Here is a 12,819-nt window from a genome sequence, read left to right on the forward strand (position 1 = left end):
AGTTAAACATTATTAAAATTATTTATTATGTTACCTAATAAAATTTGAATAATCATAAGCAATATTAGCAGCAACACGGCAATTATTATAAACTAACTCTTTATTAGCTTTAAGACTTTTATTTTCTGTTACACTATGAAGCTTAGCCAATATAAAAGGAGTAACATCTTTTCCTGATATGTTTTTATCCCTAGCCTCTTTTACAGTATCATCTATTATTTTATTAATATAATTCTTATCCATCTCATATTCTTCTGGTATAGGATTGCATACTAAAACGCCTCCATTTAATCCTAATCTCCATTTTGTATCAAGTACATCAGCTATATCTTTTGTAGTATCTATTTTATAATCAACTTTATATCCGCTTTCTCTTGTGTAGAATGCCGGGAAATTTTCTGTTTTATAACCAAGAACAGGTATTCCGAAAGTTTCAAGATATTCTATAGTAAGTCCAATATCTAATATTGATTTAGCTCCTGCACATACAACCGCCACATTTGTTTTGCTTAATTCCTGCAAATCAGCAGATATATCAAAAGTTTCCTGAGCATATCTGTGAACACCTCCGATACCTCCTGTAGCAAATACCTTTATTCCTGCTAAAGAGGCACCTATCATAGTAGTTGTTACTGTAGTAGCTCCGTCTTTTTTCAATGCCAGCATAACAGGCAAATCTCTTCTGCTTGATTTTGCTATATTTTTATTAGCTCCCATATATTCAAGTTCTTCTTTATTTAAACCTACTTTTATTTTTCCTTTTATTATTGCAATAGTAGCAGGTACTGCATTATTTTCTCGTATATTTTTTTCAGAGTTTAAAGCACTTTCAACATTTTCAGGGTAAGGCATGCCATGTGATATTATTGTGCTTTCTAATGCAACAATAGCTCTTTTCTCATATAAAGCTTCTTTCACTTCCTCACTTATTTCTAAAAATTCTTCTAAATTATTCATAATCTATTCTCCAATATTTAATTAATTCTAAAAATATCTTCTATTCTATTTATAACTTTTTCAAAGTTAGTATTATTATTAACAGTCTCTTCACTCTCCAAAGCAAATGCCGCCATAGCAGCAGCAAATTTAACCTTATAATCCAAATCATAATCATGAAATATAGAATATACTATACCAGCCATAAAAGCATCTCCTGCCCCTGTAGCATTTACAATATTTATTTTAGGAGCTTTTAAATAATATGATTTACTTATATCATTATAAGTACCATAACATATGCCTAAAGCACCAAATGTTATATAAATTTCTTTTACTCCTTTTTTTAAAAATATTCTTACAGCTTTTTTACCTTCTTCTATAGTATTTATATCCATATCAAGAAGAAAAGATGCTTCATTAGAATTAAGCTTCAAAGCATAAATATGATTTTCTAGTCCTTTTATATGTTCTGATTTTTTTATTGAAACTGCATCAGTTAAAAGTTTTTTATTTGGAAAGTTATCTATAAGATACTCAAATATCTCCCTATTCATAACGGCATCTATAGTGATAAACTCAGCATTCTCTACAATATCTTTTATAGTATCTAAATACTCAATATTTATATTTTTATCCAAAGTATCCATATCAGACATAGCTATTTCCATATCTCTGTCATTATTCATAATAGCTATATATGAAGTGCTGCTACCATTTCTTACTATATAAGAGACATCAACTCCAAGTGATTTTATATTATTAAGAAGTATATCCCCGAAAATATCATCTCCTATAGAAGTAATAAATTTTATATTCTTTAATCCTATATTCGATAAATTATTAATAATATTTCTCTCTACTCCGCCTGCACAAACTTTTATTTTTCCTGGATTAGATTCTTTTAAAAGTATTCTTTCTTTTGAAAATCCTTGTATATCTATATTGGATCCGCCTATAGATAATATATAATTTTTCATTTAATACCTTTTATAAACTATAATATATAATAATTAAAAAATTAATTCATATCTACTCTGTCTAAAATACTTCTGGCTAAAGATCTGGAATCTGCATTTTCTATATCGCTTGCTAAAGATATTCCATAAGTAATACGCGTTATTCTGCCTCTAAAATTATTGTCTTTTAATGTTTTATAAATATATGAAGCAGTTGTATCAGCTTCTAAAGATGCACTGAATGCTATCATTATTTCTTCTATACTATTTTTATTAATTCTTGATATAAGTTCTCTTATCCTTATATCGCTTATACCAATACCTTTAAGAGGAGATATAAGACCTCCTAATATATGATAAACTCCATTATATTCTTCTGTTTTTTCTATAGCAAGCATATCTGGATATGATTCTATAATACATATTTTATTATGCTCTCTTTTATCATTACTGCATATATCACAAATATCATTATCACTCAAACTATAACATACATTGCATAGCTTAATATTTTCATGTAAAGAAGATAGAACATCTGCAAATTCTTTTAAATATTCATCATCGCAGTCAAATAAATACAATGCAAGCCTCATAGCTGTTCTAGTACCTATTCCAGGCAGCCTCGCTATTATCTGTGTAAGTTTATCTAAGGATTGTATATTATTCAAAATAATTATTCCTTATTATTATTGTCATCATCATTTTTATTATTGATATTATTGACCATATCATTCATCTTTGATATCATATCAGGAGTTATAGAATCTAAAGAAATATTTATTTTACCGTCTTTATATTCCACAGAAGTCATTTTGCTTATATCATTAAACATCTGATTCATATCTTTAAAATTCATATTAAATAAATTAGGCTTCTGCTTAACTTGTTCTGCTGTACTATCAGCATCTTCTTCATCATCTAGCTTTTTCCTTAATTCATTTACCTTTGAAACAGCTTCATTAATACTTGAACTTATCATCTCCTCTAATAATTCTTTCTGATCTTTTGCTAAAAGACTCTCATCTATACTGAAACTAGTTATATTATATGATTTATTCATAGTTAAACATACCAAATTTCCTGCAGAACTATATTTTATACTGTTTTCATTCATGATTCTTATACTCCTTTTTATTAATACAATATAATATATATTCTTTTTAATAATTTATCAATAAAAATAAAAATGTATAAATTTGACTTTTTTATTCTAAGAATATAACATGTAGAATACTAAAATAATAAAAATAAAACAGTAATTAAAAAATGTTGATAAGAAAAATTATATTATTAATACTAATACTTCCATCTATACTGCTATCTCAGCAGACAATAAAAGAAATAGGTGAAACTTATGAAAAAGAGAATATAGCTATATTTGAAATAGAAAGCACATCATCAGGATATGGAAAAGATTTAGGTGCTAAAATGACATCATTAATAGAAAATTCATTAACAAGAATGAATAGATTCAATATAGTAGATAGGAAAAATTTAGATAAATATTTAAAAGAAATGGAACTTCAATTAACCGGAATCACCGAAAAACAAGTAATTGAAGTTGGTAAAATATACGGTTATTCAAAAGCTGTAACCGGAAAAATAGTATCGGCCAATGTTACTGTAGAATATAATGATGACAGAAGTTTCAGTTTATATTCTACAGTTGCAATGGTGCTTCAAATAGTGGATGTTGAAACTACTAAAATACTTTACTCTTCAAAATTAGAAGGTTCTTCATATTACAGCACTAGTATATACCCTTCTTATTCTTTAAGAGAAAGTATTATCGATGATGCCTGCAATGATTTAGCATATAAAGTTGAAAACAAAATGAGAAGCATATTTAAAATAACATTAACAGTAGCCGATGTGGACGGCGGAAATGTTATACTGCTTGCAGGTAAAAATCATGGAGTAAGTTCAAAAACTAGATTTAAAGTTTATTCAAAAAAAGAAGATATAATACTTCCTTCAGGTAATGTAATAAGCGGAGAATATAATTATAAAGGTACCTTAAGAATAAAAGAACTTAATAATGAATATTCTATAGCAAAAATATCAAGAGGAAATAATATACAGGTAGGAGATATTGCAAGAGAAACTGTTATAGGAGATTTCGGTGTTGGAATATTCTTAAATTATGCTTCTTATAATATACAGAATACTGAAAAAATATATGAGAGCAGCCTAAGACCAGATGAAGGAAAGATGAAAATATCATTAAAAAAGAATGAATATGCCTTAGGAGTGCATATAAAAATGGGATACAATGGCGTATTATTTTCGCCAAATTTAAGTATAGGTATATTATTCGGAGACTTTTTTAAATCAAGTTATGCCGTAGATACTAGATTTAATTTCGATATTAATATAAATTTATATCAGGAAGTTTTAAGATTGATAATTTCTCCATATATAGGTATGGGAATATCTTTCACAACTATAGGAGAAATAATAGGAGGAAATTACTATACTGATAATTTCAGCTATATTAAAAACGGATCCAAAATAGATTCAAGGGATATTATGTTTGGTGCAGGGGCTATAGCTTCTTTACAGTACAATATTACAGATACTATAGGATTAAATTTAGGAATTGGATATAGATTTTACACTAATCCTATTAATTTAGGTGTTTTCAGTGATGGTAATGAAGTTTCTTTACCAGAACAAATAAAAACAGTCAATCTTACAGGATTAGAATTTACATTTGGAGCATTTTTTATATTATAATGAGTACAAAAATCATAGCAATATTATTTATTATATCAAACACATTCTTTGGTGCTTTTTATTTTTCAGATATAGCTAAAGAATACGGAACTAATGAAAACAATAATACAGAAAAAAAAACTGTAATAGAAACAAATGAACAGTTAAAAACAGAATATGATATAAATACTAACAGTATTGAATCATTCTTTAATATGGAAGGTACAAACATTATAAAACAAAACGGAGTCATAAGTTCTCCTGTTCTGATAGAAGATACTGCAAAAAGCAATCCTTTCAGATATACAGAAGTAACCTTTATTTTAACAGCATTCTTCTCATACACTTATGCTACTTATTTGACAATAGGCTTAACATCCATAGAAAATTCAAATGTTGCTGCTTCAACTACAGGAAGAAGCAAATATAAAGATTTATGGATATCAACCACATTATTTCAAATAACAGCAGGTTTATTTTGCGGAGCTGCCGTTGCTTATGACAGTTATCAAAGAGTATTTGGCAAGAAAAAAAATGACGGATTTACTTTCAGCTTTGTGCCTTTTTATGAACCGATAAATAAAGATGCCGGTTTTGTATTTTCTTTAAATCACCCTCTTTAGTTTTAAAGAAAAATAAAGTTAATATAACTATATTTGTAATTTAAATTATTTAATATTATACTTTTTACTCATATAGTAGTATTCTTTTATTTGTTTTATATATAAAAATATTATAATGAGAATACTGTTTTTTATACTAAAATGTATAAAAACTCATACTCTTAAACAATTTCAGTTTACAGCTAACCTCTGGAAATAATCATTTTTTTCTTTTTTAATTTTGGAAGTAAATTTTTATTTATAAGAAGTAAATATGTTATGAAACAGACTGCTATCATTGATGCTAATATTAAAGCTCCTTTGATATTAATATAATAATTATCACCCTCTTTTATATCTGATGATGACTGCAGATCTGTATTTTTTGCTTCTTCATTATTATCATTTCTAATAATCTTTATAATCTTTTCATTTTTAGTATCATCTAAATATCCAAATGTTTTAGCATAAGATAATATGTATTCTTTATCAGTTTTTAACCTTTCTATATTATTTGATATCTGAATTTTTCTTCTATTTAACTCTTCAACTTTCTTTTTCTTATTTTCTATAATAATTTTTTTAGCATCTAATGTAAGAAATCCTTTAGAACTAAATACGAATAAATATACCATAAAAGCTATCCCAACTAATATGATACCATAGAATATTTTAGAGCCGATTCTAACATTAAAATACATAAATTATTAACCTTATTAAATATACAACTTATTATCGGAAGTAATTTATTAAAGTTAATAGTATTAGATATAAATATTGTTTTTATAATTATATATATATATACTATTTATAATATCTAAAAAGCATTCAAATAAATAAAAAATATAAACACTTTTTAAGTTTTCATTAACTATCTAAAAATTAATCAAATACAAACCTTTATTTTTAATGTCTTTATTATATTTTTCTATACTAAATGATCGCATTAGATTTCATCATTAGACTTGTTTCAAAACTACTTGACAAATAATTTTATGAGTTTCTTATTTTATGCTAAATTATATAATATTAATTATTAAATAAATCACATGTTTTATATATTGTATAATTTGTTATTTTAATATATAAATATGCAGTCTTTCGCCTGCCGACACCAAAGGTGGACTTCGTCGGCACACACAGTGAGGCGTACTTCGTATGCTTCTCGCCTGCCGACACCAAAGGTGGACTTCGTCGGCACGCACAGCGAGGCGTACTTCGTATGGGTCACCACCGAGTAGGTGCCTATTCGGCAAAAGAAGTGGGGTTTTGCGTAAGCACGCAGAGCGGTGCACGACTGTGTGCTTCGCAGCAAAGCCCCAACTATAATTTAAAAATATTAAATTAAAAATTTATAAATTTAGTTTTGAAACAAGTCTATTATAAATATATAATTATTTTAAAGTTCTATATTTTATAAAAAATACGGCTGTTACTACAAAAGTAAAAACTTCTGTAATAGGCATAACATACCATATACTATCTCTTACAAATATTAAGGGCATTAGAAATATTAAAATACCGCTTATTATAAGACCCCTTAATATTGCAACTATAAATGAAGAAACTGGTTTCATTATAGCCTGAAAATAGTATGTTGCATATATATTAAATGGAAGTATTAAAAATGATATAAAATAAGCTCTCATAATATTTTTTGATATACTTAGAGCTTCATCTGAAGGCTTCATAAATGCTTTCATTAGAAAATCAGTATTAAAGTATGTAAACAAAGTGGATACTATAGCCAATACTAAAGCTGTAAATATACCATATTTTACTGCTGATTTTATTCTGTTCATATTGCCAGCTCCAAGGTTAGCAGATATTATAGGCTGTCCTGCTTGCCCTATTGCATAGGCTGATGACTGAACTAATATGTTAATATTTATTATAACGGAATAAACCGCCAATGCTGAAGAGTTGAAATATTTCATTATCTGATTATTAAACATTAAGGCAAGTATTCCCATTGCTATATCTATAAAAAATGTAGAAAAACCGATTAACACAATATTTTTTGATAATGAAAATAATTTATTTACTTTTACAAATTTTAAAGTATTCTTTTTTGTAAACAGATGAGATATTAAAATTGAAGCAGTTATAACCTGTCCTATAGCAGTGGCAAGACCAGCACCAAATATACCCATATCGCATACAAATACAAAAAAATAATCTCCAAATACATTAAATATACCGCCTGCAATAACAGCAGTAGTTGCTTTCATAGGAGCATTATCATTTCTAAGATATGCAGCAAAAAATTGACTAAAAGCAAATAAAGGTAAAATTATCTTTATAGGAAGAAAATATCTTTTAGCCAATATTAAAAGCACATCATCAGCCCCAAAAAAATAAAGTATATTATCTTCAAATATTATTGATAAAACCCAAACTATAAATATAACTATTGATAAAGCAATAAATGAAGAAGTAAATAAAATATTTGATTTTTTATAATCACCAGAGCCTCTTGCCTTACTAAAAAGAACAGAACCGCCTATACCAAATAACATGCCTATGCTGTATATTATATTCCATATAGGAGCAAATACCGCCAAAGCAGCAGCACCATTATCACCCTCATACTGCCCCACCATAGCAACATCAACTATGGAATAAATAGCAGCTATTAAAGCACTGCCAAAACTTGCATATAAATACTTAAAAAATATTTTTTTCACATCCGTTTTAAGTATATCCATAATCTACTCTCCAGTAAAAAAATAAAAGGCTGGAAAAGAAATCTAATAATTAGACATCTTATCCAACCTTTGGTATTTTCTATTTCCAATAAGTCCTCCGATGAACTTAGCTATATTATACCATACGATACTTATAAGTCAAATTTAGGACTATTTTTTTATAAATACTCAATTTTATTGTATTACTTATCATATTTATTTATTGATATTTTTTATATAATATATTATATTAGTATAGTATAAAGTGTATTACAATATAAATAATAAGAAGATATAATATATGAAAAAGTTTTTATTCACATTTATTTTAATGTTGATATTATCAGCATTAGCGTATTCTTTTCCATACAAGATGTATACCGGTATGACAGGAGCACTTCGTCTTGGAGGAACTCTCTATCTCAATAACGATAGAATAGGTACAAAAAAATATACTTTATCAAGTCCATTAATGATAAATTTTGGAATACTTAGAAATTTAGATATATTTGCAAGAATAGTTCCTATAACTTATATACCAGAAGTAGGTGTAGGTGTAGAAGGACAGCCACAATTTTCTATAATGCCTAGATTTCAATTTTTTAACGGATTTATAGGAGCAGTTGAAGTGTTATTTCCAGGATCATCTAAACAAAAATTCGGACTTAATCCGCAGCTTCACTATTTGATAGGTTTAGGCGACTTCTTTACGGCATTCTTTAATTTTGAGCTTCCTATGTATTTTGATGATCCTAGAGGAGTTGTTGAATCTATAAGATTAAAAACAGCTTTTGGTGTTTATCCAGGAGCATTATTTGGATTCTCTTTAGCTGGTATATATTTAGAATATCATTTTGCCTATGACTTTTATAACAATGCACTATTATATCTTAATCATTTAGGTGTAGGTCTTTATTTAGTATTAAATAGTGATGCAAGCTTGTCTCTAAACTTTACACCTTATTTAGAGCAATTATCAACAGGATTTTATTTTGGAATAGGTGCTTCTATATCATATACATTTGATTTCAGCCAATTCCTTAGATAATTATTGAAAATATAAAAAATATCAAATATTTATTTAATATTACAAAACAATAAAAATTTTCTCAATTTAAAAGCTAAAATAATATATAAACTATATTAAACTTGTTTCAAAACTCAATTTGTTTTTATATTTTTTATTATAGTTACAGACTAATGCTAATGACTATATTTTGCTTAAATTTAATAATTTATTTTGCATATAAAATATAATTAGCACTATTTAGTATTAGACTTGTTTCAAAACTACTTGACAATATTAATTATAAGAATTATTTAATTTTAAAATTATATACATGATGTTTTATATGTTGCATAATTTAGTATTTTAGTATATAAATATGCAGTCTTTTCGCAGAAGGCGTACTTCGTATGTGCCACACCTGCCTACGGCACGCACAGCGAGGCGGATAGCGTCACAAAAGAAGTGGGGTTTTGCGAAGCACGCAGAGCGGTTGGCAAAGCCACAACTATAATCAAAAAAAATATTAAATTAAAAAACTACAAATATTAAAAAATTGAGTTTCGAAACAAGTCTATTATTTTTAAACTTGAACTTTTGATTTAGCTCTACTTTATATGATTCTTTGATGCTGTATGCTTCAATCTGTGTGAGGTGAAAAAAGAAGAACTAAAATTTTTACAAACTTAAAAATTTTCAGTATATAATTATAATTAACATATTTTTTATACTTAAATTAGCATATAAAACAATATTTATTTGTCAATACTTTATGCGTATTTTATATTTTTCAGGTATAAAATTAGACAATAAAAAACTTGATAAAATGCCCGATTTTGATATAATAATATAATTTCATGATAGTTTTTAGTTTAAGGATATATTTATGTCTAAAGTTATAGCCATAGTCAATCAGAAAGGCGGAGTAGGAAAAACAACTACAGCCGTTAATTTAAGTGCCAATATAGCAAAAATGGGTCATAAAACACTTCTTATAGATATAGACCCTCAGGCAAATGCTTGTTTGGGTATTGGTATTACAAGAGATAAAATGCAAAAAAGCGTATATGATTTATTAATAGGACAGGCTGAAGCAAAAGAAGTAATAATGCCGACATATCAGGAAAATCTATTTTTAATACCAGCAGACTCTGATTTGGTAGGTGCCCAGATAGAACTTGTTAATGAAATAGCCAGAGAATACAAATTAAAAAAGGCTTTAGAAACTATAAAAAATGACTATGAATATATTATTATAGACTGTCCTCCTACTTTGGGTATATTAACACTTAATGCATTGACTGCTGCTGATTCTGTTCTTATACCTATACAATGCGAGTTCTATGCTTTAGATGGGGTTGCTGAACTTAATAATACTATAGCACTTGTAAAAGAAAATCTTAATAAAGAATTAAAAATTGAAGGAGTTCTCCTTACCATGTATGATGCTAGAACTAAGTTGGCATCAGATGTAGTTAAAGAAGTTGTCAATTTCTTTAAGGAAAAAACATATAAAACTATGATACCTAGAAATGTAAGATTAAGTGAGGCTCCGTCTTATGGTAAAGCTATAGGCGATTATGATAAAGATTGTGTAGGAGCTAGAAGCTATAAAGAATTTGCCAAAGAGTTTATTGAAAAATCTAAATAATTGAAAATATTTCTTAAAAATGAAAAAATGATATAATTATGTTTACTAAATTTAAATAAATATATAAGAGGGTTTATATGAGCAGAAAAGGCGGACTTGGCGGTCAGGGTTTAAGTGCATTAATAAAATCTACTGACAATGAAATAAGAACAGCAGCCGAAGAGGCAGAAAAAAAAGGAGTATTAGAAATAGATGTTTCTCTTATAGATGTTAATCCGGATCAGCCTAGAAAAGTATTTAATGAAGAGGAAATACAAGGTCTTGCCGAATCTATAAAAGAAAATGGACTTATAAATCCTATCACTTTAAGAGAAAAAGACGGAAAATATCAGATAATATCAGGAGAAAGAAGGTTCAGAGCATTCAAATTCTTAAATAGAGACAGAGTTCCGGCACTAGTATTAGAAAATATAGCAGATTCTAAAATGCTTGAGCTTACATTAGTTGAAAACATACAAAGAGCCGATTTAAATGCTATAGAAGTTGCTAGAAGCTATAAAAAATTAATATATGATTTGAATATAAAACAGGAAGAATTGGCTTTAAGGGTGGGAAAAAGCAGAAGTACAATATCAAATTCTATGCGTATATTAGATTTAAGCGAAAATATACAAAATTTGATATTAGAATCTAAAATAACAGAAGGACATGCAAGGGCTATATTATCATTAAATAATGAAAATGAAAGAGAAGAATTTGCTAAGGAAATAGTAGAAAAAGGATACTCTGTAAGAGAATGCGAAAGAATAGTAAAAGAAAGAAAAAATAATATTTCAAATAACTCTGATAGTAATAATAATGAAGAAAATAAAAATGAAATAAAAAAAGAAAATAAGAAAGACCCTAATATAAAAAAATTAGAAAATGACTTAGAAAAAATATTCTCCACTAAAGTTAATGTCATAGATAAAAACGGAAAAGAAGGTAAAATAGTTATAGAATATTACAGTTCTGATGATCTATCGAGAATAATGGATATGCTTGAAAAAGTATATGAGAGAGAAAATGGAATAAAACCTACTCTTGAATATTAGGAGTAATTTTGAAAACAGCATTAAAATATATTTTAATTATCACTATAATAACATTAAATCTTTATTCAAAAGAAACTTTACTTATAGCAACCGTAGATTTGGATCATAGCTTAAGAGCAAATGAGCCTATGAGAAAAGAGTTTGTAAGAACAATAAATAGATTTGCTTATCTCAAACAAAAAACTTCTATTTCTGTAGACAGAGAAAAGAAAAAACTATTCTCTACAAATAAACTTAGCTTGGAAGAAGGACTAATAGTTGCATCAAATTTAAAAGTGCAGGCAGTTATTATAATGGATAGTGAAAAAGTATTAAAAGCAACAAATACAAATAACAATAATATAACTATTAATTCAAATGATATTAATACTATGTTAAGCAATTATAATATTACAAATACTATGCTTAGTAATGATATTGTACTTACAAATGAGATAAAAGATTTAGGTGATTTAATAGAATACGGAATAGGAGAAAAAACTGAGAATATTGATAAAGACGGAGAAGAAAAAAGTGATGAAGAACTTTATGAAATGAGATACAATTTCAAAGTTATGGATATGGCAACAGGAGATACACTTAAAGAATACAAATTAAAGAATCAAACTGAAAGCGTATCAGCTATACAGGAAATATGCACTTATTTAGAATTTCATTTATCGAATCTATTATTTAAAGCTATGGAATCCCCTATAAACGGCATATATTTAAATTTTAGGATAGAAAGAATATCATTAGAAAATAAAACAAATGTAATAAATAATGAAGGCGAAATAATAGAAGGAGAATCTTTCACTCTAAACTTTAGATCTAATACAGAAGGTTATTTGTATATTTTTGCCTTTCAGAATGATGGAAATGTGATATTAATGCATCCTAATGACTTTAATAATTTTATAAATAATAAGTATGAAAATAAAATAGAGGCTAGAAAAAACTATATAATTCCTCCGGAAAATTCTAAATTCAACATAAGAATAAGTCCTCCATTTGGAGAGGATGCTTTTTACTGTTTATACACAAAAAAAGAGCAGAAATGGATTACAGGTCAATATTTTACAGGCGACGGCTTTAAAATGTGTCAGAAAAATAAAATCGGAGAATTTACAGATAAATTGAAATATAACTTAAAATTCATAAATGATAATGATTGGCAAATATCAAAAGTATATTTAAAATCCGTTTCGGAAACAAAATAAGCTATCACTTTAAGTAATAGCTTTTTGTTA

At 27.1% G+C, this 12,819-nt stretch carries 12 protein-coding genes; 6 read left to right on the plus strand and 6 right to left on the minus strand.

Annotated features, from left to right (window positions below):
* Window positions 1–30: 30 nt before the first annotated feature.
* From A966_RS12840 to A966_RS12855, 4 genes are read right to left on the minus strand one after another with little or no spacing between them, the layout of a single operon-like run.
* Window positions 31–957 (minus strand): pseudouridine-5'-phosphate glycosidase, encoded by a 927-nt coding sequence (locus A966_RS12840; RefSeq protein ID WP_008726306.1) that lies wholly within the window; start codon window positions 955–957, stop codon window positions 31–33.
* A 17-nt stretch (window positions 958–974) separates the two neighbouring features.
* Window positions 975–1,916, minus strand: coding sequence for a carbohydrate kinase family protein (locus A966_RS12845; protein ID WP_008726307.1), 942 nt, complete (start codon window positions 1,914–1,916; stop codon window positions 975–977).
* Between the two features lie 41 nt (window positions 1,917–1,957).
* Window positions 1,958–2,563 carry a recombination mediator RecR gene (recR, locus tag A966_RS12850; RefSeq protein ID WP_008726309.1) on the minus strand — a complete coding sequence of 202 codons (606 nt, stop codon included), beginning with the start codon at window positions 2,561–2,563 and terminating at the stop codon, window positions 1,958–1,960.
* A gap of 5 nt (window positions 2,564–2,568) precedes the next feature.
* The gene (locus tag A966_RS12855; protein ID WP_008726311.1) at window positions 2,569–3,009 is read right to left on the minus strand and encodes a YbaB/EbfC family nucleoid-associated protein; all 441 of its coding nucleotides are present in this window, start codon (window positions 3,007–3,009) and stop codon (window positions 2,569–2,571) included.
* A gap of 152 nt (window positions 3,010–3,161) precedes the next feature.
* On the opposite strand from A966_RS12855, the gene A966_RS12860 reads away from it, so the two are divergent.
* Together A966_RS12860 and A966_RS12865 are read left to right on the plus strand one after the other, a co-directional pair.
* Complete coding sequence (locus A966_RS12860; RefSeq protein WP_008726314.1) at window positions 3,162–4,631, plus strand: CsgG/HfaB family protein; 1,470 nt, start codon at window positions 3,162–3,164, stop codon at window positions 4,629–4,631.
* Window positions 4,631–5,233: a hypothetical protein gene (locus A966_RS12865; RefSeq protein WP_008726316.1), complete on the plus strand. Its 603-nt coding sequence runs from the start codon at window positions 4,631–4,633 to the stop codon at window positions 5,231–5,233. The genes A966_RS12860 and A966_RS12865 overlap by 1 nt, the downstream gene beginning before the upstream one ends.
* Before the next feature lie 182 nt (window positions 5,234–5,415).
* Here the strand turns inward: A966_RS12865 and A966_RS12870 are convergent, their stop codons facing one another.
* Window positions 5,416–5,913: a septum formation initiator family protein gene (locus A966_RS12870; RefSeq protein WP_008726318.1), complete on the minus strand. Its 498-nt coding sequence runs from the start codon at window positions 5,911–5,913 to the stop codon at window positions 5,416–5,418.
* A gap of 693 nt (window positions 5,914–6,606) precedes the next feature.
* Window positions 6,607–7,920, minus strand: coding sequence for an MATE family efflux transporter (locus A966_RS12875; RefSeq protein ID WP_008726320.1), 1,314 nt, complete (start codon window positions 7,918–7,920; stop codon window positions 6,607–6,609).
* Window positions 7,921–8,200: 280 nt separating this feature from the next.
* Between A966_RS12875 and A966_RS12880 the strand changes: the two genes are divergently transcribed.
* From A966_RS12880 to A966_RS12895, 4 genes are all read left to right on the plus strand, one after another.
* Window positions 8,201–8,947: a hypothetical protein gene (locus A966_RS12880; protein WP_008726321.1), complete on the plus strand. Its 747-nt coding sequence runs from the start codon at window positions 8,201–8,203 to the stop codon at window positions 8,945–8,947.
* Between the two features lie 844 nt (window positions 8,948–9,791).
* Window positions 9,792–10,556, plus strand: coding sequence for a ParA family protein (locus A966_RS12885; protein WP_008726323.1), 765 nt, complete (start codon window positions 9,792–9,794; stop codon window positions 10,554–10,556).
* A 77-nt stretch (window positions 10,557–10,633) separates the two neighbouring features.
* Window positions 10,634–11,590, plus strand: a complete 957-nt coding sequence (locus tag A966_RS12890) for a ParB/RepB/Spo0J family partition protein (RefSeq protein ID WP_008726324.1) — start codon at window positions 10,634–10,636, stop codon at window positions 11,588–11,590.
* Window positions 11,591–11,598: 8 nt separating this feature from the next.
* Entirely contained in the window at window positions 11,599–12,789 is a 1,191-nt protein-coding gene (locus A966_RS12895; protein WP_008726326.1) for a DUF4384 domain-containing protein, read from the plus strand.
* The last annotated feature ends 30 nt before the right edge of the window (window positions 12,790–12,819 follow it).

Origin of the sequence: Brachyspira hampsonii 30446 (assembly GCF_000316195.1) — a bacterium.
In the GTDB taxonomy this organism is placed as follows: domain Bacteria; phylum Spirochaetota; class Brachyspiria; order Brachyspirales; family Brachyspiraceae; genus Brachyspira; species Brachyspira hampsonii_C.

Coding starts and splice junctions, on each gene's coding strand:
- A966_RS12840 (WP_008726306.1), bottom strand. CDS start 957: ATGAATAATTTAGAAGAATTTTTAGAAATAAGTGAGGAAGTGAAAGAA.
- A966_RS12845 (WP_008726307.1), bottom strand. CDS start 1,916: ATGAAAAATTATATATTATCTATAGGCGGATCCAATATAGATATACAA.
- A966_RS12855 (WP_008726311.1), bottom strand. CDS start 3,009: ATGAATGAAAACAGTATAAAATATAGTTCTGCAGGAAATTTGGTATGT.
- A966_RS12860 (WP_008726314.1), top strand. CDS start 3,162: ATGTTGATAAGAAAAATTATATTATTAATACTAATACTTCCATCTATA.
- A966_RS12865 (WP_008726316.1), top strand. CDS start 4,631: ATGAGTACAAAAATCATAGCAATATTATTTATTATATCAAACACATTC.
- A966_RS12870 (WP_008726318.1), bottom strand. CDS start 5,913: ATGTATTTTAATGTTAGAATCGGCTCTAAAATATTCTATGGTATCATA.
- A966_RS12875 (WP_008726320.1), bottom strand. CDS start 7,920: ATGGATATACTTAAAACGGATGTGAAAAAAATATTTTTTAAGTATTTA.
- A966_RS12880 (WP_008726321.1), top strand. CDS start 8,201: ATGAAAAAGTTTTTATTCACATTTATTTTAATGTTGATATTATCAGCA.
- A966_RS12885 (WP_008726323.1), top strand. CDS start 9,792: ATGTCTAAAGTTATAGCCATAGTCAATCAGAAAGGCGGAGTAGGAAAA.
- A966_RS12890 (WP_008726324.1), top strand. CDS start 10,634: ATGAGCAGAAAAGGCGGACTTGGCGGTCAGGGTTTAAGTGCATTAATA.